Genomic DNA, 19,528 nt, shown 5'->3' with positions numbered 1-19,528 from the left:
CGCCCCTGCGCTGCTGATTTGCCATGAGTTCCGCTAGACGACGGCGCTGGCACCGCCTGAAAAAACCCGGTTCGCCTGTTGTATGTGCAGCACCAGCTTGCTGGAGCCCTTGCGCGAGGGGGCGAGAAAGCCCTGTATCGACAAGGACGCCCCCAAGGGGGTGTCGGCCAGCAACAAAGCGACGTCTCCGAGAGCGATCGCGGAAAGAACCATTTCGACGCGGCGCGCGTGGCCGGCCTCCTGGACTTCCGATGCGTGTTCCAGGATCATTTCCACTGCGGGCAAGCCGGCCGGCGTATACCGTAGCGGCTGGACCTCGAAGGCGTTCGCAGTCAGGATGACCTGGTTCACATCGCTTCCGGGAACCGGATTATTCCGGCTGGTTCGCCGCTGCCGCTTCGGCGCTGGCCTTGCGGGCCTCTTCGCGCTCGACCGATTTCATCATGACCGAAGGCGTGGTGTGGGCTTTCTTGGTCTTGATGACGAGGTGGCGCAAAATGGCGTCGTTGTAGCGGAAAGAATGCTCGAGTTCGTCGAGGGCGGCCTGGCCGCATTCGATGTTGAAGCACACGTAGTGCGCCTTGACGAGCTTCTGGATGGGGTATGCCAGCTGGCGGCGGCCCCAGTCTTCCAGGCGGTGAACCTGGCCGCCATTGCCGGTGACGACCGACTGATAGCGTTCGATCATGGCGGGCACCTGCTCGCTTTGATCGGGATGCACGATGAACACTACTTCGTAGTGACGCATAAACTACACTCCTTGTGGATGGCTTCCGGCAAAGAAAATGCCGAAAGGGTCAGCCCGCCGCGCTTCGCATTTGCCAAAACACATTTGCCAAACCGGTCGAGCAAGAAACCAGCAATAGTAGCATTTTTACAGGGGTAGGCGCAAGGAACATATGGCGGGGGCGGGGGGCGGGAGCGTTCGTTCCGCCACCCGCCCCCCCTTCGCGGGACTGCCGCGCCAAGCTTCCTAGATGCGCTGCGCGGCCTGAAGCGCGTGAATGCGCGCCTCGATGGGCGGGTGCGAAGCGAACATCGCGCTGATCGACCGGGCGCCCGAAATGCCGAAGGCCTGCATCGCCTTGGGCAGTTCGCCCGCCTCGACCCCGCCCAGCCGCGCCAGTGCGCGGATCATCGGCTCGCGGGAGCCCAGCAGGCTGGCCGAACCCGCATCGGCGCGGTATTCCCGCTGGCGCGAGAACCAGGCCACGATGATGGACGCCAGCACACCGAAGACGATTTCACAGACGATCACCGTAATGTAATAGCCCGCGCCGACGTCGCGCTCGTTCTTGAAGACCACCCGGTCCACGAAATACCCCACGATGCGCGCAAAGAAGATGACGAAGGTGTTGACCACGCCCTGTATCAAAGTGAGCGTCACCATGTCGCCGTTGGCGACGTGCGCGACTTCGTGGCCCAGGACCGCGGCCACTTCTTCTTCCGTCATGCTTTCCAGCAGCCCGGTCGACACCGCGACCAGCGCCTCGTTCTTGAAGGCCCCGGTGGCGAAGGCATTGGGCGCGCCCTCATAGATGGCCACTTCGGGACGGCCGATGCCCGCGCGGTCGGCCAGCTGGTAGACGGTGTCCAGCAGCCAGGCCTCCCGGGCGTTGGCGGGCGCTTGCGGATCGATCACCCGCGCGCCGGTCGATTGCTTTGCCATCCATTTGCTCATGAGCAGCGAAATGATCGAGCCCGTGAAGCCGATGATGGCCGAGAAGACCAGGAGCTGCGTCATGTCCAGCCCCTGGGCCGTCAGGTAGCGGCCGACACCCAGTATGTTCATGGAAGCGCTGAGCACGACCATGACCGCGATGTTGGTGAGCAGGAAAAGGAATATGCGTTTCATGTTATGTGTGTATCCCGAGACGATGCGAGCCAAAGATTGGACTATTTATATAGGGTCTGGTTCCGGATTTCAAAGCCCGCGCGGCAAAAAAAATCCAGGCATCAGAGTATAGTATCGGCTGGTCGAAAAACTAATCCGAATACCGGTCCAGGTCTATATAAATGCAGTCTCTGTGGATGTTACTGGCGAGTGTCATGTTTGCTGGCATGGGGGCTTGCATAAAAGTCGCCTACGAGCTTGGGGCATCGCTTTCCTACGTCGTCATCTTTCGTGGCATCCCGTCCGTCCTCCTGCTTTTTTTTTGGACCCTGTTCACTAAACGCAGCCTGCGGCCCAAAAGCTGGAAGCTGCACTTCTGGCGCAACATATCGGGCGTCACCTCGATGTGGCTGGGTTTCTACGCCATTTCCCATCTTCCGCTGTCCACGGCCGTCAGCCTGAACTACACCGCGCCGCTGTTCATCGCCGGCTGGATGCTGGCCTGGGGCGGCACGCAGCGCGACCCCGTCCGGATCGCGGCCGTCGTCCTGGGCTTCCTGGGCGTGGTCGCGGTGCTCAGGCCCAGCATCGGGCAGGACCAGCTGCTGCCCGCGGCCGTGGGTCTTGCCGCGGGAGCCTTGTCGGCGGTCGCCATGATGCAGGTGCGCGAACTGGGCAGGGTGGGCGAACCCGAGTGGCGCACCGTGTTCATTTTCTCCTGTTTCGTCTGTTTTACCGGCTTCGCCGGCTTCGCGGCCGACGGGCCGCGCGAAATCGACGGCCTCGCCCTGCTGGCGCTGATCGGCGTGGGCCTGCAGGGCCTGGTCGGGCAGCTGGCCATGACCCGCGCCTTCGGCCTGGGCTCCGCCTTGCTGACCGCCGCGCTGCAGTACACGACCATCATTTTCGCCGCGCTGCTGGGCATCGCATTCTGGGACGACCTGCCCGACATCATCGCCTGGGCGGGCATGGCGCTGATCATCGCCTCGGGCCTGCTGTCCATCTGGCGCACCTACAGCGAAGACCGTATCATGAGGGGGCAGACCGCGCTGCAGGCGCAGCCGGTCGGTGCGGAAACAGCAACACAGGAGACCAGGCGTGTCTAACTTATTGATCTCTGCAGAAGACCTGCGCAACAACCTCTCCTCGCGGGGATGGCTGATTTTCGACGTCAGGCACGATCTTTCCGACCATTCAGCGGGGCGCCGGGCGTACCAGCAGGGCCACATACCCGGCGCGCTGTATCTCGACCACGAAACGGAATTGTCGGCGCCCAAGACGGGCTCCAACGGCCGCCACCCCTTGCCCGAACGCCGGGATTTCGCCGCCTTGATGCGGTCGCAAGGCTTGACACGCCAATCGCAGGTGGTGGTCTATGACGCCGGCAACGGCATGTTCGCCGCGCATCTGTGGTGGCTGCTGCGCTGGCTGGGCCACGAGCACGTGCGGGTGCTGGACGGCGGCTGGAACGCCTGGCTGAAGGCGGGCGGCGAGGTCGAAACCGGCGAACGCGCGCCTTCGGTCACGGAAGCGCAGGCGCTGCAAAGCCTGGGCCTGCCGCCCCAGCCGGCGATGCCCACGGTCGACGCGCAGGCGGTGCTGGCCAACATCAGCCAGCCGTCGTTCACGCTGCTGGACGCCCGCACGGCCGAGCGCTACCGCGGCGAGAACGAACCCATCGACCCCGTGGCGGGCCATATCCCGGGCGCCCTGAATCGGCCCAGCACCGAGAACCTCCAGGAGGACTGCCGGTTCAAGCCGGCGGAGCGGCTGCGGCAGGAATACCTGGCGTTGCTGGGCGGCCGCAAGCCCGAACAGGTGGTCCATCAGTGCGGGTCGGGCATCACGGCCTGCCACAATCTGTTCGCGATGGAACTCGCGGGGCTGGGCGGCTCGGCTCTGTATCATGGATCCTGGAGCGAATGGATCAGCGACCCTTCGCGGCCGATGGCGCGCGGGCAAGAGGGCTGACGGCATCGGCCGGGGCGGGGGCGGGGGCGCGGCCCCCGGCGATCAAATCCCGACCGGCCCCATCATCTTCCGGTACCACTCATGGAAATGCCGCATGCCGTCCTCCATGGGCGACTGGTACGGCCCCGCCTCGCTGGTGCCGCGCAGCATCAGCGCCTTCCGGCCCGCATCCATGCGTTCGGCGATCTCGTCGTCCTCGATCGCCGTTTCCATGTAGGCCGCGCGCTGCGCCTCGACGAATTCCCGCTCGAAGGCCACGATGTCCTCCGGATAATAGAACTCCACGATGTTCACCGTCTTTTGCGGCGAGACCGGATGCAGCGTCGACAGCACCACCACGTGCGGATAGAGCTCGATCATGTGCGTCGGGAAATACGTGACCCAGACCGCGCCGAAGTCCGGCGCGTCGCCGCTGCGGTACTCCAGCAGCCTGTCGTGCCACTTGCGGTAGACGTCGCTGCCCGGCTGCGCCAGCGCCTTGTTCACGCCGACCCGCTGCGAACTGTACCAGCCCGAAAATTCCCACGTCAGGTCGTCGCAAGTCACGAAATGGCCCAGGCCGGGATGGAAAGGCGCGACGTGGTAGTCTTCCAGATAGACCTCGATGAAGGTCTTCCAGTTGTAGTTGCACTCGTGGACCTCGATGTGGTCGAGCACGTATTCGGAAAAGTCGAATTCCGGGCGCTCGAACAGCGCCGCCATGTCTTTGGCGGGGTCGCGCGGGCCCTCGAACAGCAGCCCGTGGCAGTTCCTGAGCGTGAAACGCTGCAAGTCCATGCAGGGCGTCGTGGGAAACTGCGGCGCCCCGATCAGCCTGCCCTGGTCGTTGTAGGTCCAGCGATGCACGGGGCAGACGATGTTGCCGCCGGTGTCGCGCAGGTTGCCGCTGGCCAGCCGGGTGCTGCAGACGTCCCCCGCCTCACCGCCCAGCATGATGGCCTGCCGGTGGCGGCAGACATTGGAAATGAGTTCAACCCCGCCCGCATTGCGCACGAGCGCGCGCCCGGCGCGCTCCTGGAGCAGGGTGTGCCAGTCGCCGACCTCGGGAACGAATTTTTCGTGTCCCACATAGAGGGCGGATTGCTTGAAAATGAATTCTTGCTCTCGAGCAAAAATGGCTTCGTCAAAATAGCTGCTGACGCTGAGCTGCGTTTGTGCCGGCGCAAAATGCGCTTCCCGACCGATGTCGGTCATGGTTCCCCCCGCGATGATTAAACCGGAAGAACCCCCGATGCGATTCGTGTTCCCGGTGCGAAGAAAAAAACGGACTGGCCGATGAAATTTTAAGGAGGTAGGATTGTACCCTAGATTTCTTCTTATAAAACAAGACTTAGTGTGTTGTTTGGTTAGCCCGGGCGCTCGGGTTCGGGCGCCGGGGCCCGGCTTCCCGTACAATTTGGCCAGTGCCGCCGAATAGGGGCGGAGCGCCGCGGGCGCGCAAGCTTATTGGAAACGTTCATGGACCACACTGACATGGCTACACCTTCGGACACCGGCATGGCGCAAAGCAAGGCGGGCGAGCTGCCCCAGGATTTCGAGACCGCGCTGGCCCAGCTCGAAGCATTGGTTGCCCAGATGGAAAACGGCACGCTCGCGCTGGATCAATCCCTGGCCGCGTACGAGCGCGGCGTGGAACTGGTGAAGATCTGCCAGCGCCGGCTCGATCACGCGGAACAGCAGGTCAAGGTGTTGCAAGACAATCTTCTCAAGCCGCTGGACGACCTCTCCGGCGACCAGGAGTAGCCATGGGGCGCCACACCATCGATTTCCCGGCCTGGCTCGACGACCGCGTGCAGCACATCGAAACCGTGCTCGACCAGTTCCTGCCGCCCGTCACGGCGGTTCCGCCCACGCTGCATGAAGCCATGCGCTACGCGGTTCTGGGCGGCGGCAAGCGGATCAGGGCGGCGCTGGTCTACGCCGCGGGCGAAGCCTCGCTGCAGTCGGGCACAGCCGCGTCCGCCCAGGAAATCGCGCTCGATCACGCCGCCGCGGCGGTCGAGCTCATCCACGCCTATTCGCTCGTGCACGACGACCTGCCCTGCATGGACGACGACGAGCTGCGGCGCGGCCGCCCCACGGCGCACGTGAAGTTCGGCGTGGCCAACGCCATGCTGGCGGGCGACGCGCTGCAGCCGCTGGCCTTCGAGCTCCTCGGGCTGATGCCGATCGCGCCGGCGCTCATCGTCCAGGCCACCCAGTTGCTGGCCCGCTCGGCCGGCAGCCTGGGCATGGTCGGGGGCCAGGCCATCGACTGCGCAAGCGTGGGCCTGGCGCTCAGCGGCGAGGAACTCAAGCTGATGCACAGCATGAAGACCGGCGCCATGCTGGAGGCCAGCGTGCTGCTGGGCGGCATCGTGGCGGGCGCCGGCTCCGCCGTGCGGCAAGGCCTGGAGGCCTATGCGGCCGCCATCGGCCTGGCTTTCCAGGTGGTAGACGATATACTGGACGTCACGGCCGATACCGCCACGCTGGGGAAAACCGCGGGCAAGGACGCCGCCGAGAACAAGCCCACTTATGTTTCCATCATGGGCATGGACGGGTCGCGCGACCTGCTGCAGTCCCTCCATGCCCAGGCGCATGCCGCCCTACTGCCCCTGGGGCCGTCGGCGGCGCACCTGGCAAGCATCGCGGACTACATCGTGGGGCGCGACCGCTGATGCGGCATACCCGTACCATCCCGGCCGCCGGCACGCGGCTTAAAATGCCGGTTGACTGAACAGACTGATTCGTATGGCTTCCCTAGAAAACATCAAGACACCAGCCGACTTGCGCAAGCTGGACCGATCCGAGCTCGATGGCATCGCGACGCAATTGCGGGAATTCGTCCTGCAATCGGTCTCCAGGACGGGTGGCCATTTATCCTCCAATCTGGGCACGGTGGAGCTCACCATCGCCCTGCACTACGTATTCAACACCCCCGACGACCGCATCGTCTGGGACGTCGGGCACCAGTCCTATCCGCACAAGATCCTGACGGGCCGGCGCGAACAGATGTCCACGCTGCGGCAGCAGGGCGGCATCTCGGGCTTTCCCAGGCGCTGCGAGTCCGAATACGACGCATTCGGGACGGCGCATTCGTCCACGTCCATCTCCGCCGTGCTCGGCATGGCGGTCGCGTCGCGCAACGCCAAGCGCGACCGCCAGCACATCGCCGTGATCGGCGACGGTGCCATGACGGCCGGCATGGCCTTCGAGGCGCTGAACAATGCCGGCGTCACGCCGGGCGTCAATATGCTGGTGATCCTGAACGACAACGACATGTCGATCTCGCCGCCGGTGGGGGCGCTGAACCGCTATCTGGCGCGCCTGATGTCGGGCGGGTTCTACGCCGCCGCCAAGAACGTCGGCCGGGCGGTCCTGCAGCACGTGCCGCCCATGCTCGAGTTCGCGCGGCGCGTCGAGGGCCACGCAAAAGGCCTGATGTCGCCGGCCACGCTGTTCGAGGAGCTGGGCTTCAATTATGTCGGCCCCATCGACGGCCACGACCTGGACGCCCTGATCCCCACGCTGGAAAACCTGAAGGCGCTGGGCGGGGCCCAGTTCCTGCACGTGGTGACGCGCAAGGGCCAGGGCTACAAGCTGGCGGAAGCCGACCCGGTGCTCTATCACGGTCCGGGCAAGTTCGACCCGAGCGTGGGCATACAAAAGCCCAAGGCGCCCACCAAACAGACCTTCACCCAGGTCTTCGGGCGCTGGCTGTGCGACATGGCGCAGTCCGACGCGCGCCTCGTCGGCATCACCCCGGCCATGCGCGAGGGCAGCGGCATGGTCGAATTCGAGCAGCGCTTTCCCGCCCGCTACTTCGACGTCGGCATCGCCGAGCAGCATGCGGTGACGTTCGCCGCCGGCCTGGCCTGCGAAGGCCAGAAGCCGGTCGTGGCCATCTATTCCACCTTCCTGCAGCGCGCCTACGACCAGCTCATCCACGACGTGGCCCTGCAGGACCTGGACGTCACGTTCGCGCTCGACCGCGCCGGCATCGTGGGCGCGGACGGCGCCACGCACGCGGGCAATTACGACATCGCGTATTTGCGCTGCATCCCGAACATGGTGGTGGCCACGCCTTCCGACGAAAACGAGGCCAGGCTGCTGCTCAGCACCTGTTACCAGCATCCGGGGCCGGCTTCGGTCCGCTATCCCCGCGGCAGCGGTTCGGGGGCGACCGTTTCCGAAGGCCTGGACACCGTGCCGCTGGGCAAGGCCGTGGTTCGGCGCCAGGGCGGGCGCATCGCCATACTGGCGTTCGGCACGCTGGCCGTCGCCGCCGGCAAGGCCGCCGACGCGCTCGATGCCACCCTGGTCGACATGCGCTTCGTGAAGCCGCTGGACGAAGCCCTGCTCCGGGAACTCTCGCAATCGCATCAGGCTTTCGTCACCGTCGAAGAAGGCGCCGTCATGGGGGGCGCGGGCAGCGCCGTGCTGGAATTCTTCAGCCGCGAGCGCATCGACCGCCCCGTGCTGCAGCTGGGCCTGCCCGACCGCTTCATCGATCACGGCGAGCAGGCGGCCATCCTGGCCGGGCTAGGCCTGGATGCCGAAGGCATGCAGGCGTCCATTCGCGCGCATTTTGCCGAAATGTTCAATAATGAGCGGGCAGGCTCCTGAATATGGGTGTATAAATGACCAGGGCCGATGCCTTCCCGCGTCCAGTCTCATTCAGCCCTAATCCCATTATGGTTATAGGGTTAATCGGTGCTCGGGTGCAGCATAATGATTTGTTGACCGTAATTTACGCCGCGTTCGCCAGGCGGCGTTACAGAGGTTTCGTTTAAATGAATACACTGATTGATCCCGTTGTCGCCATGCCCGACGTCCAAAGCAGCCTAGACACGCGTCACATTGCGATCCAGCGGGTGGGTGTCAAAGGGGTGCGCCATCCCATGCTGATCTCCATGCGCGACGGCACGGCCATGCCGACCGTCGCCAACTGGGAACTCACCGTCGCCTTGCCCGCGCACGAAAAAGGCACGCATATGTCGCGTTTCGTCGCGCTGCTGGAAGAACACCGCCAGACGCCGATGACGCCGGCCGGGTTCTGCGACATGGCGCGCAAGATGCTGCCCCTGCTCAATGCCGAACGCGGCGACATGACGGCATCCTTCCCCTACTTCCTGAACAAGACGGCTCCGGTCTCGGGCGTCGCAAGCCTCATGGACTACGAGCTCACCTGGGCCGCCCGGGTGGGGAAAAACCCCGAATCCATCGAGTTCGAGCTCTCGGTGCTGGTACCCGTGACCAGCCTGTGCCCATGCTCCAAGGCGATCTCGGAATACGGCGCCCACAACCAGCGCTCGCACGTCACGGCCACCGTGGCGTATGGCGACCCCCGCCTGGCCGACCCCGAAGCCCTGATCCACGAGGTCGAGCGCCAGGCGTCCTGCGAGCTGTGGGGCTTGCTGAAGCGCGTCGACGAGAAATTCGTCACCGAGCGCGCCTATGAGAATCCGAAATTCGTCGAAGACCTGGTGCGCGATGTCGCGGACCGGCTCAAGCGGCTGTCCGGCCTGCGCCGCTACCGGGTCGTGGCGGAGAATTTCGAATCCATACACAATCATTCCGCCTACGCCGTGGTCGAAGGCTGATTCGCAGCCGGCGAGCCAAACGGGCCGGGCCCCATGCGGAGCCCGGCCCGTTTTGCTTGGTCCCGGGGCCAGGGCCCGCCTGGGCCCGGCCCCTTTTTCATTTCACCATGGCTCCAGTGCCATCACGCTGGCGGTTTTCCTTGCGCGCAAGTCGTTGCCGGCGACAGGCAATGCACGGCGGTCCTTGGCCCCGGACGGTCGCGCATCAGGCACGATTTCCTCAACGAGAATGGAGTTCAACGTCTTGATCACATGCGACTTCGGAAGATGTCTGGCCAAAAGTTCTGCTGTCGCCGGTTCTCCACGTTCCAATTCTGGAATGCGCCCAAACTGGGGAAGTAATTCTGCGGGTTGAGGACGGCTTTTTATCGCATGGGCGACGTTGTAGTAGAGCGTGTCGCCTTTGGCGATGGCCGGCAGGAGCGACAGCGGCAAGAGGCCCGTCCGCGCGGACAGGCCCTGACGGAATCGAGCTTTTGCGCTCGGAAGCTTACAGCGGGTCTCCCGGGCGCGCCATGCGCCGCCCGTTCGGAAGCGGGACCAGGTAAGTCTGCATGACCTCTTTCAGCGTCCTGGGGCTATTGGTCATGATCCCCCGCACGCCCAGGGACAGGTAGTGATCCATTGGGTTTCTGGCGTCCAGCGTCCAGATATAGTTCATGCGAAGCCTGCCTCCCCGTTCGGCTGCGACACCTGCCCGGAAGGTATCCGTCAAGCCGCCGATCACCTCCAGGTTGGCCGAGATGCCATTGCCGTAAACGCCTTTGTCCGGAGCGAGGCGGTGCAGCAGCTCGATGGTGCGTTCCACCGGGCTGCCCAGCAGCCACTTCTGCACGCCGGTTATCCAGCCCCGCAGGACGCCTGTTTCGTCGAAGCTGAAGTAGATGCGGTCCTCGTACTTCGTGCCGCGCGCGGCAGCCGCGGCGGCCTTGATATAGGCCTGATGCGACGCCTTGTCCACACCGACGATCACGTTTCCTTTGTAGTCCTTTTCGAAGAGTTCTTCGATCAGCGTCGCAATGACGTTGTTTCCCGCCGCGGCCTTCGCGGTGTCATTGTCCGCCACGCTGTCCCCGACCTTGCTGTCGACGATGAACAGCGCGATCGACGGATTCCTGGCGAGCGTATTCATGAAGCTGGGCGCCGTCTCATGGACCAGGCATGCATCGTCTCCCGACCGGATTCTTTCCACTTTCCCTTTCTTCGGATCGGGAATGAAAAGCGGGTCGACCTTCACCATCTGGCGACAGATATCGGTCTCGTTCCATATCACCCTGGGCAGCTTGCCCAGAAATCGAAGAAACTTGCACTCGCACGGCGCGCCATGCTGGAACTTGACCACCTCGCCGCTGTCGCTGAAGCGCAGGTCCGCCTCGATTGCATTGGCGCCTTCCTGCACCGCCCAGTCGATGTATTTGGAGTGATTGATCGCGTGAGCGATGTTGTAGTAAAGCGTTTCGCCTTGAGCCATGGCCGGAAACAGCCATAGCGGCAGCAGGCAGGCCAGCAGGAGTTTTCGGATCATGTTCTGAGCGGGATTCGTTATTGAAGTCATAGGGGAAGAGGCCATGGAACTTCCTATTGCTCCATGAAACGCGTGCCAACGCAGCTTTCGCCGAAACCGCCATTCGGCTCGAGCGCGCAGCCATAAACGGTATCGTTGTACAGGCTGGTGAGGAACAAAGACGCCGATCCGAGGTTCTCGTTCAGCGCGAGATCGGTCGTGAGCATGAACCCTTCGATACTGTAGGGATTGCAATCCGACAGTTCGGCGCCGCCATTCTTCAGCTTGCAATGTGTGACGCGGCTATTGCGGGCGCTGACGGCATAAAGATTGGTGCCGTCGGCGTCGACCGCGATTTTTTGAATTCCGGCAAAGATTTCCTGTTCCCCGGCTTCCGTCGCGACGCAGGCTGAAAGCGAAGCATCGTTGCCGATGCGGCAAGCCACGATACTGTCGTCGACATTGCCGATATAGGCATACTTTCCGTTGGGCGAAAAAGCCATGGTGGCGGGAGCGGTGAACAGCTCGTTGCTTTGGGCCTGGCAGGCGCTTGGCATGCCGCCGGGCGCCAAAGTGCAGCCGGTGATCATGGATTTGGTTTCACCGTTCAGGAAAAAGGCATGCGTGCCGTAGTCTCCGGAGGCCAGGCCGACTTGGACCGGCGTATCCAGGGCGCCGTTCACGTCGGTTACCGTGCAACTGCTGAAACCGCCGTCGCCCAGCACCTGGCACACGGTGAGCGTGTCGTCTTCATTGGTGGCGTAGGCCACCGTGCCGGTATCGTTGAGGGCCAAGGAGGACGGGTCTTTGAAGGCCCCGCCGCCCGTTGAGGGCTTGCAGGAAGACAGTGCGCCCCGGGCCCCGTCGCAGACGAGGACGGAATCGGTGCTGTCCTGCAGGAAATACACGGAGCCGGTGCGCGGATTCACCACCATCTGATGCACGACGTCGGCGCCGTCCAGTTCATCGATTCCGCAATTTGAAAGTTCGCCCATGCCGTTGGATGCGCAAGTGGTCAGCGTGTCATTCTCATTGAGAATACGCAGCAAGGCATCCGGAGCGCCGGCTATTTTATGGACGGCCAGGTTCTTGGGGCCATAGAAGTAGGTTGGACTGTCTTCGCTGGGGACGGCGGCATTGCCCGACGAGCCGCCACCGCCGTCGGAACACCCGACGAGCGTGGCGGCCGATGCGATGGCAATCAGTGCGATGGCGACTTTTTTCATAAGTGACGGGTTCTTCTCGGCGCGATGTCTCAGGATGCGATGGAGGCTGCAAATTGTAACAACAATGGTCTCATAGCAACAGGATCATGGCCCAGAATGGAGAAAGGCGCAAGGGCGGCGGTTGCGCGGTCTTGGGTGGTTTATCATGCACCGATGAGCGATATTGTCGGACTTCTGAACTTCGGCGGCTTCGTCGCCCTCCTCATCTGGGGAGTCCACATGGTCCAGAGCGGCGTGCAGCGCGCCTTCGGCGCAGCCCTGCGGACCTGGATGGGCCGCGCCCTCAGCACCCGGGCGCGGGCCTTCTTCGCCGGGCTGGCCATCACCTCGGCCGTGCAGAGCAGCACCGCGACCGGCCTCATGATCACCAGCTTCGCCGCCAGCGGCCTGCTGAGCCTGGTTCCCGGCCTGGCGGCCATGCTGGGCGCGAACGTCGGCACGACCATCATCGTGCAGCTGCTCTCCTTCAACCTCACCGCGCTCGCGCCCTCATTGATACTGATCGGCGTATGGCTGTTCCGCCGCTACGAGCCCGGCCGCAAGCGCGACCTGGGCCGGCTCTTCATCGGCCTGGGCCTGCTTCTGCTGGCCCTGCACGAACTCGTCCTGATGTTCGCGCCCCTGCAGGACGCCCACCTGCTCGAAATCGCGCTCGAGGCGCTGTCGGGCCAGCCCGTGATCGCCCTGCTGCTCGCCGCCGCGCTGGCGTGGGCCGCCCATTCCAGCCTGGCGGTCGTGGTGCTGATCATGTCGCTGGCCCACCACCAGCTGATCAGCGCGCAGCTGGCCTGTGCGCTGGTGCTGGGCGCCAACCTGGGCACCGCCATCAATCCCATGCTGGAAGCGGGCGCCGGCGACGACCCCGCGGGCAAGCGGCTGCCGCTGGGCAATCTGGGCACGCGCATCGCCGGCTGTCTGTTGGCGCTGCCGGCCCTGCCCTGGCTGCCGGATCTCATGGACGCGCTCAGCGACGACCCGTCCCGCGCCGTGGCGAATTTCCATACGCTGTTCAACGTGGCGGTGGCCATGATCTTCCTGCCGCTGCTCACGCCCTATTCCAAGCTGCTGATACGCCTGCTGCCCAAGCGCGCCGACCCCGACGATCCTTCCCGGCCCCAGTACCTGGACGAGTCCGCGCACGAAGTGCCGGCCATCGCCCTGGGCAACGCGGCGCGCGAAGCCCTGCGCATCGCCGACATGGCCCAGAACCTGCTGGGCATCGCCCGCGCGGGCTTTCTGCGCGACAGCCGGCACCGGGTGGCCCACGCCCGCTACGTCAACAACGCGGTCAGCCGCCTGGAAAACCACATCACCGCCTACCTGGCCACGCTGGATCCGGAAACCATGAACCAGGACGACAACCGCCGGCGTGAGGAAATACTGAGCTTTTCGTCCAACATGGCGCATGCCGCCGGCGTGGCGACGCAAGGCCTGCTGGGCCACGCCGCCACGATGAGCAAGAAAGGCTGGATGTTCACGCCGCAGCAGCGGGACAACCTGATCCAGGTGATGGACCGCCTGATCCGCAACCATCGCCAGAGCGCCGCCCTGTTCGTGGCCGAAGACCTGCGCAGCGCCCGTTACCTGGCGTTCGAAAAAGACCATTTCCGGGAAGTCGAGGCCAATGCCACCGAGCAGCATCTGCAGAGCCTGAAGTCGGGCGACCTGGAGCGGGCGCAGCAAGGCTCGCTATACCTGGACATCCTGCGCGAAGCCAAGACACTGAATTCATGCCTGGTCGAGGCCGCCGCCTACCCCATCCTGGCCAAGCACAACGAGCTGCTGCCCAACCGGCTGCGCGAAAGCGACCAGCCGGCCGAATAGCCGGCGCAGCCCCGCGGGCCGGCCGGCATGGGCGGAACCGGCCTCAGACCCCGTGGCGCTTGAACCAGTCGAGCATCCGCCGCCAGGCATCGGCGGCGTCGGCCTGCACATAGCTGGGGCGATAGTCCGCGAAAAACGCGTGGCCGGAATCGGGGTACACCACGAATTGCGAGGCCCGGGCCGCGGCGCTGCCCTGGGCCAGCGCCGCTTCCATGCGCGCGACGCCGTCCAGCGGGATGCTGGCGTCCTGGGCGCCGTAAAGCCCCAGCACCGGCGCCTGCAGCGCGCCGCAGACGTCGATGGGGTTGCGCACCTGCAACGGCCCGTGCCCCGAAACCAGGCGGCCATACCAGGCCACCGCCGCCTTGCAGGCCGGATTGTGGGCCGCGTACAGCCAGGTCAGGCGGCCGCCCCAGCAGAACCCGGTGACGCCCAGGCGCGCGGCGTCGGCGCCTTGATCCGCCGCCCATTTCACGCTGGCGTCCAGGTCGGCCATGACTTGTTCGTCGGGCACCTTGGCGACCACTTCCTTGATCAGGGTGGGCGCGTCAATGTAGGCGGCCGGATCGCCCTGCCGGTGGTAGAGCTCCACGGCCACCGCCATATAGCCTTCTTTCGCCAGCCGGCGGCATACGTCCCGGATGTGCTCGTGCAGGCCGAAGATTTCCTGGATCACCAGCACCACGGGATGCCGGCCGCCGTCTTTCGGGGCGGCGAAGTAGGCGGGTATCGTGCCGTCGAAGGTGGGCATGTCGACCATGCCGCAGCGCAAGGACGCGCCGTCGGTTTCCACCACGGTTTCCGCCATTCCGGTTATGGATGAATACGCCATACAGACTCCTTTTCCGTTCAACGACGCCTGGCGGCGTCAGTGCGCCTGTTCCCAGTTCGGCCCCTGGCCGACTTCGGCCACCAGCGGGACATCCAGCCTGGCGACGTTGCACATGAGGCCGGGCAGGTGCCGGACTATGGTTTCCACCTCGTCCTGCGGCGCATCGAGGACGAGTTCGTCATGCACTTGCATGATCAGCAGGGTGCGCAGCTTTTCGCGCTCGATCCAGTCCTGGACGGCCACCATCGCCATCTTGATGAGGTCGGCCGCGGTGCCCTGCATGGGCGCGTTGATGGCGGCGCGCTCGGCCGCTTTCTGGCGCGGGCCCTTGGCGCCGCGCAATTCCGGCAGCCACAGGCGGCGCCCGAAGACCGTTTCCACGTAGCCCTGTTCATGGGCGCTGCGCTTGATGCGTTCCATGTAGTCTGCCACGCCCGGATAGCGCACGAAATACCGGTCTATGTAGGCCCGCGCGGCATCGCGCGTGATGCCCAGGTTGGCCGCCAGGCCGAACTCGCCCATGCCGTAGATCAGGCCGAAATTGATGGCCTTGGCCGCGCGCCGCTGCTCGGACGTGACGTCGGGCAGCGGCACGCCGAAGACTTCGGAGGCCGTAGCCTTGTGGATGTCCAGGCCGGCTTCGAAGGCCCCTTGCAGGTTCCGGTCGCCCGAGACGTGGGCCATGACCCGCAGTTCGATCTGCGAGTAATCGGCGGACACGATGCGGCCGTCGGTCGCGATGAAGGCGGTGCGCACGCGCCGGCCCTCGGCCGTGCGGACGGGGATGTTCTGCAGATTGGGATCGGAAGAAGCCAGCCTGCCGGTGATCACGGCGGCCTGGGCGTAGCGGGTATGCACACGCCCGGTCGAGGCGTTGACCATGCGGGGCAGCTTGTCGGTATAGGTGGACTTGAGCTTGGACAGTCCGCGGTATTCGAGCAGCAGCGCCGGCAGCGGGTAGTCGCGCGCGAGCTTGGACAATACGTCTTCGTCGGTCGACGGCACGCCGCTGGCCGTCTTCCGCAGGACGGGCAGCTGCATGCGCTGGAACAGGATCTCGCCCAGCTGCTTGGGGGAATTCAGGTTGAAGGGCTGGCCCGCCAGGTCGTAGGCCCGCTTTTCGAGATCCAGCATTTGCTGGCCCAGTTCATTGCTCTGGGCCAGCAGCAGGGCGGCGTCCACCTTCACCCCGTTGCGTTCCATGGTGGTCAGGACCCGGGAAGTCTGGACCTCGAGCAGGTAGATGCGTTCCATCCCGGGCTCGGCCGCGACCTTGGGCCGCAGCACCTGATGCAGCTGCAGGGTGAAGTCGGCGTCTTCGCAGGCATAGTGCGCGGCGCGCTCGACCTCGACCTCGTCGAAGCAGATCTGCTTGGCGCCCTTGCCGCACAAGTCTTCATAGCTGATGCCGCTGCGCCCCAGCCAGCGCTCGGCCAGTTCCTGCATGTTGACGCGTCGGTGGGATTCGAGCACATAGGCCTGCAGCATCGTGTCTTCGACGATGCCGGCCAGGGCCACGCCTTCGTTGAGGAAGACGTGGGAATCGTATTTCGCGTTGTGCAGCAGCTTGCGGGCGGACGGATCTTCCAGCCATGGCCGCAGGCGGTCCAGCACTTCCTGGCGCGGCAGCTGCTCGACCCGGTCCGGCCCGCGATGGGCGACGGGAATGTAGCAGGCCTCGCCCGCCTTCACCGACAGCGAAATGCCCACCAGGCGCGCGGCCATCGGGTCCAGCGACGTGGTTTCGGTGTCCAGCGCCACGAGCTCGGCCGAACGGAGCTTGGCCAGCCAGCCGTCGAGGGCGTCGCGGTCGAGTATGGTCTCGTAGCGGATGTCGTCGGCCGGCGGCGGGGCCGGGGCGTCGGCGGCGATGCGGCTGTCTTGCGCGGGTATCCTTTCGTGGTCGCCCGTGAGCTCGCGCAGCCAGGTGCGAAAGCCGAAGGCGTCGTAGAGCTCGACCAGCTTTGCGCGGTCCGGCTCCCTGGGGACGAGCGTATCCATGCCTATGCCCAGCTCGGCCATGTCGCAGTCGGTCTTGACGGTGATCAGCTTGCGGGTCAGGTCGAAATTCGGTATGGACGCCCGCAGGTTTTCGCCCGCCACGCCCTTGATGGCATGCGCGTGCTGGACCAGGTTGTCCACGCTGCCGTATTCGGCCAGCCACTTGGCCGCCGTCTTGGGCCCCACCTTGGGCACGCCCGGGATGTTGTCGACGGCGTCGCCGGTGAGCATGAGGTAGTCGACGATCTGCCCAGGGTCCACGCCGAATTTGCTCTTGACGCCGGCGATGTCCTGGCGCTCGCCGTTCATGGTGTTGACGAGTTCGACGTGCTCGTTCACCAGTTGCGCCAGGTCTTTGTCGCCCGTGGAGATGATGGTGTGGATGTTTTCGCTGGCGGCGCGGCAGGCCAGGGTGCCGATGATGTCGTCGGCCTCGACCCCCGGCACCGCCAGCACCGGCCAGCCCAGCGCCTGCACCGCCTGGTGGATGGGAACGATTTGTGCTGCCAGTTCGTCGGGCATGGACGGCCGGTTGCCTTTGTAGTCCGGATAGAGGTCATTCCGGAACGTCTTGCCTTTTGCATCGAACACGCATGCCGCGTAGTCCGCCTTGTAATCCTGGACCAGTCTCCGTAACATGGAGATGACGCCGTACAAGGCGCCGGTGGGTTCGCCCATGGCGTTTCTCAGGTCGGGCATCGCGTGATAGGCTCGGTACAGATAGCTCGACCCATCAACAAGTAACAAGGTTTTTTTCATGTCAAACAATAAATTGGTCCGTCTGCCGGCAAGTATGCAGATTCCTGGGATTATGGCAGAGATGCAACGCGCTGCCGAGACGCTGAAGGATCTGGGCTGGGGCGTCAGCGTGTTCGGCAGCGCGCGCATACGCCCCGATTCACCCTATTACGCGCTCAGCGAACAAGTGGGCGCCAGGCTTGCGCAGGCCGGCCTGCCGGTGATCGCGGGCGGCGGCCCCGGCATCATGGAAGCGGCCAACAAAGGCGCCTTCGAAGCCGGCGGCCAGAGCGTGGGCCTGAACATCAAGCTGCCCATGGAAACCACCAACAACCGCTACCAGACCCACAGCCTCACATTCGATTACTTTTATTCTCGGAAAGCTACTTTTTTCATGCACAGCGCGGCCTACATCGCGCTGCCCGGCGGTTTCGGCACGCTGGACGAGCTCTTCGAAGTGCTGACCCTGGTCCAGACGCGCAAGGTGCCGGCCGCGCCCATCATCCTGATCGGCACCGCCTTCTGGGAAGGGCTCGTGGCCTGGGTGCGCCAGGAACTGCTGGCGAACCGCCTGATCGGGCCCAACGACCTGGACCTGCTCACCATCACCGACGACCTCGACGTCGTCATGCAGACCATCAACCACTACTGCGACGTCTTCTCCGAAGAACGCCAGGCCGCCCCCGCCCTGCCCGAATGACTCGGGGCGCCGCGCCCCGATGCCCGGCTCAAACGGGCATCGGCATTTACCCTTAAGCCGATCGGCCCCCCACCCCCCATTCACCAGCAAATTCGCCCTGCGCGCGGCTTCTTTGATCATCGTCAAAGCCGGGCGCCGAAACTGGTCCAATCTAATAAAATCAACTGGACCTAGTCGCAGACCGGGACTATAGGCACTATCCATTGGCAAGGCGACACAAAGCCGCACATTTCCAGAGTGTCGCGATAACGAAATGGAGACAAACCATGAAGCCCCTGTTTCAACGTGGTCGCAAATTCGCCCTGATCGGCATGGCAGCTGGAATACTCGGCCTGGGCCCGATGGCCGCCCAGGCACAGACCAAGGTGGTCGTGGGATACCAGCAAATCGTGGGTCCCTTCGTCAGCGCGATCGCTGACGGCAGCTTCGACAAGGCCGCCCAGGAAGCCGGCTACAAGATCGACTGGCGCCAGTTCTCGTCCGCCGGCGACATTTCCACGGCCTTCGCCTCGCGCGACGTGCCCATCGGCATCCTGGGTTCCACCGGCATCACCGCCGCGGTCACGCGCGGGGTCAACATAGAACTGTTCTGGATCCTGGACAACATCGGGAAGTCCGAAGCCCTGGTCGCGCGCAACGGTTCGGGCGTGTCCAAGCCCCAGGACCTGGTCGGCAAGAAGGTCGGCGTGCCCTTCGTGTCCACCGCGCACTTCCACCTGCTGGTCGGCATGGACAAGGTCTGGAACATCGACCCGCGCAAGGTCAACATCCTTAACATGCAGCCGCCGCAGATCGTCGCCGCCTGGCAGCGCGGCGACCTGGACGCCGCCTACGTATGGCCGCCCGCCCTGACGGAAATCCAGAAAACGGGCACCACCATCGCCGACTCCGAGCAAATCGGCAAGGCCAGCGTGCCCACCTTCGACGGCATCGTGGCCGACCGCGACTGGGCCGCCAAGAACCCGAAGTTCATGGCCGCCTTCACCAAGGTCCTGGCCAAGTCCTATAAAGACTACAACGACAACGTCGGCAAGCTCGCGCCCGACTCGCAGGGCGTGAAGGGCATCAGCAAGATGATAGGCGGCAAGCCCGACGACATCGTGTCGGCGCTGCAGCTGCTGCTGTTCCCCAACGTCGCGGAACAGGCGTCCGGCACCTGGCTGGGCGGCGGCAAGGACGGCGGCGCGGTCAAGGCTCTCACGGAAAGCGCCAAGTTCCTGAAGGAACAGCGCCAGATCGACAAGCCGCTGGACGACTACAGCAAGTTCGTCAACGCAAGCTACGCCGAAGCGGCGGCCAAGTAACAGGCCCGG

At 64.5% G+C, this 19,528-nt stretch carries 18 protein-coding genes; 9 read left to right on the top strand and 9 right to left on the bottom strand.

Going from position 1 to position 19,528, the window contains the following annotated elements:
* Nucleotides 1–33: 33 nt before the first annotated feature.
* From priB to htpX, 3 genes are all read right to left on the bottom strand, one after another.
* Entirely contained in the window at nucleotides 34–351 is a 318-nt protein-coding gene (gene priB / locus H0A72_RS20305; RefSeq protein ID WP_180158341.1) for a primosomal replication protein N, read from the bottom strand.
* A 19-nt stretch (nucleotides 352–370) separates the two neighbouring features.
* On the bottom strand, nucleotides 371–748 hold the full coding sequence (gene rpsF, locus H0A72_RS20300) for a 30S ribosomal protein S6 (RefSeq protein ID WP_180158340.1): 378 nt from the start codon (nucleotides 746–748) through the stop codon (nucleotides 371–373).
* 225 nt (nucleotides 749–973) lie between these two features.
* Nucleotides 974–1,855 carry a protease HtpX gene (htpX, locus tag H0A72_RS20295; protein WP_180158339.1) on the bottom strand — a complete coding sequence of 294 codons (882 nt, stop codon included), beginning with the start codon at nucleotides 1,853–1,855 and terminating at the stop codon, nucleotides 974–976.
* A 194-nt stretch (nucleotides 1,856–2,049) separates the two neighbouring features.
* Here htpX and H0A72_RS20290 point away from each other — a divergent pair, with 194 nt between their 5' ends.
* Nucleotides 2,050–2,940 (top strand): DMT family transporter, encoded by an 891-nt coding sequence (locus H0A72_RS20290; protein WP_246437046.1) that lies wholly within the window; start codon nucleotides 2,050–2,052, stop codon nucleotides 2,938–2,940.
* Nucleotides 2,933–3,805: a rhodanese-like domain-containing protein gene (locus H0A72_RS20285; RefSeq protein WP_180158337.1), complete on the top strand. Its 873-nt coding sequence runs from the start codon at nucleotides 2,933–2,935 to the stop codon at nucleotides 3,803–3,805. The genes H0A72_RS20290 and H0A72_RS20285 overlap by 8 nt, the downstream gene beginning before the upstream one ends.
* Before the next feature lie 42 nt (nucleotides 3,806–3,847).
* On the opposite strand, the gene H0A72_RS20280 is transcribed toward H0A72_RS20285, so the two are convergent.
* Nucleotides 3,848–4,999: an aromatic ring-hydroxylating oxygenase subunit alpha gene (locus tag H0A72_RS20280; protein WP_180158336.1), complete on the bottom strand. Its 1,152-nt coding sequence runs from the start codon at nucleotides 4,997–4,999 to the stop codon at nucleotides 3,848–3,850.
* Nucleotides 5,000–5,278: 279 nt separating this feature from the next.
* On the opposite strand from H0A72_RS20280, the gene H0A72_RS20275 reads away from it, so the two are divergent.
* The 4 genes from H0A72_RS20275 to folE2 all read left to right on the top strand — a co-directional run bounded on the left by H0A72_RS20275 (nucleotide 5,279) and on the right by folE2 (nucleotide 9,390).
* Nucleotides 5,279–5,548: an exodeoxyribonuclease VII small subunit gene (locus H0A72_RS20275; RefSeq protein ID WP_425502539.1), complete on the top strand. Its 270-nt coding sequence runs from the start codon at nucleotides 5,279–5,281 to the stop codon at nucleotides 5,546–5,548.
* Nucleotides 5,549–5,550: 2 nt separating this feature from the next.
* Complete coding sequence (locus H0A72_RS20270) at nucleotides 5,551–6,465, top strand: polyprenyl synthetase family protein (protein ID WP_180158335.1); 915 nt, start codon at nucleotides 5,551–5,553, stop codon at nucleotides 6,463–6,465.
* Nucleotides 6,466–6,538: 73 nt separating this feature from the next.
* Complete coding sequence (dxs, locus tag H0A72_RS20265; RefSeq protein WP_180158334.1) at nucleotides 6,539–8,413, top strand: 1-deoxy-D-xylulose-5-phosphate synthase; 1,875 nt, start codon at nucleotides 6,539–6,541, stop codon at nucleotides 8,411–8,413.
* A gap of 167 nt (nucleotides 8,414–8,580) precedes the next feature.
* Complete coding sequence (gene folE2, locus H0A72_RS20260) at nucleotides 8,581–9,390, top strand: GTP cyclohydrolase FolE2 (RefSeq protein ID WP_180158333.1); 810 nt, start codon at nucleotides 8,581–8,583, stop codon at nucleotides 9,388–9,390.
* A 102-nt stretch (nucleotides 9,391–9,492) separates the two neighbouring features.
* Here the strand turns inward: folE2 and H0A72_RS20255 are convergent, their stop codons facing one another.
* The 3 genes from H0A72_RS20255 to H0A72_RS20245 are packed head-to-tail and all read right to left on the bottom strand — an operon-like array spanning nucleotide 9,493 to nucleotide 12,120.
* Entirely contained in the window at nucleotides 9,493–9,825 is a 333-nt protein-coding gene (locus H0A72_RS20255; RefSeq protein ID WP_180158332.1) for a hypothetical protein, read from the bottom strand.
* Nucleotides 9,826–9,880: 55 nt separating this feature from the next.
* A complete protein-coding gene (locus H0A72_RS20250; protein ID WP_180158331.1) occupies nucleotides 9,881–10,915 on the bottom strand; it encodes a PI-PLC domain-containing protein in 1,035 nt (344 codons plus the stop codon).
* A gap of 53 nt (nucleotides 10,916–10,968) precedes the next feature.
* Nucleotides 10,969–12,120, bottom strand: a complete 1,152-nt coding sequence (locus tag H0A72_RS20245; RefSeq protein ID WP_180158330.1) for a lactonase family protein — start codon at nucleotides 12,118–12,120, stop codon at nucleotides 10,969–10,971.
* 153 nt (nucleotides 12,121–12,273) lie between these two features.
* Between H0A72_RS20245 and H0A72_RS20240 the strand changes: the two genes are divergently transcribed.
* Nucleotides 12,274–13,944, top strand: a complete 1,671-nt coding sequence (locus H0A72_RS20240; protein WP_180158329.1) for a Na/Pi cotransporter family protein — start codon at nucleotides 12,274–12,276, stop codon at nucleotides 13,942–13,944.
* Nucleotides 13,945–13,987: 43 nt separating this feature from the next.
* Here H0A72_RS20240 and H0A72_RS20235 read toward each other — a convergent pair whose 3' ends face one another.
* Together H0A72_RS20235 and polA are read right to left on the bottom strand one after the other, a co-directional pair.
* A complete protein-coding gene (locus tag H0A72_RS20235) occupies nucleotides 13,988–14,776 on the bottom strand; it encodes a dienelactone hydrolase family protein (protein ID WP_180158328.1) in 789 nt (262 codons plus the stop codon).
* 36 nt (nucleotides 14,777–14,812) lie between these two features.
* Entirely contained in the window at nucleotides 14,813–17,536 is a 2,724-nt protein-coding gene (gene polA / locus H0A72_RS20230; RefSeq protein ID WP_180158327.1) for a DNA polymerase I, read from the bottom strand.
* Between polA and H0A72_RS20225 the strand changes: the two genes are divergently transcribed.
* Together H0A72_RS20225 and tauA are read left to right on the top strand one after the other, a co-directional pair.
* Nucleotides 17,535–18,215, top strand: a complete 681-nt coding sequence (locus H0A72_RS20225; protein WP_484555948.1) for an LOG family protein — start codon at nucleotides 17,535–17,537, stop codon at nucleotides 18,213–18,215. The genes polA and H0A72_RS20225 overlap by 2 nt on opposite strands.
* Before the next feature lie 266 nt (nucleotides 18,216–18,481).
* A complete protein-coding gene (gene tauA / locus H0A72_RS20220) occupies nucleotides 18,482–19,519 on the top strand; it encodes a taurine ABC transporter substrate-binding protein (protein ID WP_180158325.1) in 1,038 nt (345 codons plus the stop codon).
* Nucleotides 19,520–19,528: the final 9 nt, after the last annotated feature.

Source organism: Parapusillimonas granuli (assembly GCF_013416525.1).
Classification (GTDB): Bacteria; Pseudomonadota; Gammaproteobacteria; order Burkholderiales; family Burkholderiaceae_B; genus Parapusillimonas; species Parapusillimonas granuli.
Note: the sequence above shows the minus strand (reverse complement) of the source record. Positions and strands in the feature narration are given on the sequence as shown.

Excerpts from the sequence above, each read along its gene's own strand:
- tauA (WP_180158325.1), top strand. The coding sequence starts at position 18,482 with ATGAAGCCCCTGTTTCAACGTGGTCGCAAATTCGCCCTGATCGGCATG.
- H0A72_RS20240 (WP_180158329.1), top strand. The coding sequence starts at position 12,274 with ATGAGCGATATTGTCGGACTTCTGAACTTCGGCGGCTTCGTCGCCCTC.
- H0A72_RS20270 (WP_180158335.1), top strand. The coding sequence starts at position 5,551 with ATGGGGCGCCACACCATCGATTTCCCGGCCTGGCTCGACGACCGCGTG.
- rpsF (WP_180158340.1), bottom strand. The coding sequence starts at position 748 with ATGCGTCACTACGAAGTAGTGTTCATCGTGCATCCCGATCAAAGCGAG.
- polA (WP_180158327.1), bottom strand. The coding sequence starts at position 17,536 with ATGAAAAAAACCTTGTTACTTGTTGATGGGTCGAGCTATCTGTACCGA.
- H0A72_RS20275 (WP_425502539.1), top strand. The coding sequence starts at position 5,279 with ATGGCTACACCTTCGGACACCGGCATGGCGCAAAGCAAGGCGGGCGAG.
- folE2 (WP_180158333.1), top strand. The coding sequence starts at position 8,581 with ATGAATACACTGATTGATCCCGTTGTCGCCATGCCCGACGTCCAAAGC.
- H0A72_RS20290 (WP_246437046.1), top strand. The coding sequence starts at position 2,050 with ATGTTTGCTGGCATGGGGGCTTGCATAAAAGTCGCCTACGAGCTTGGG.
- H0A72_RS20235 (WP_180158328.1), bottom strand. The coding sequence starts at position 14,776 with ATGGCGTATTCATCCATAACCGGAATGGCGGAAACCGTGGTGGAAACC.
- H0A72_RS20245 (WP_180158330.1), bottom strand. The coding sequence starts at position 12,120 with ATGAAAAAAGTCGCCATCGCACTGATTGCCATCGCATCGGCCGCCACG.
- H0A72_RS20225 (WP_484555948.1), top strand. The coding sequence starts at position 17,535 with ATGTCAAACAATAAATTGGTCCGTCTGCCGGCAAGTATGCAGATTCCT.
- H0A72_RS20250 (WP_180158331.1), bottom strand. The coding sequence starts at position 10,915 with ATGATCCGAAAACTCCTGCTGGCCTGCCTGCTGCCGCTATGGCTGTTT.
- H0A72_RS20280 (WP_180158336.1), bottom strand. The coding sequence starts at position 4,999 with ATGACCGACATCGGTCGGGAAGCGCATTTTGCGCCGGCACAAACGCAG.
- dxs (WP_180158334.1), top strand. The coding sequence starts at position 6,539 with ATGGCTTCCCTAGAAAACATCAAGACACCAGCCGACTTGCGCAAGCTG.
- htpX (WP_180158339.1), bottom strand. The coding sequence starts at position 1,855 with ATGAAACGCATATTCCTTTTCCTGCTCACCAACATCGCGGTCATGGTC.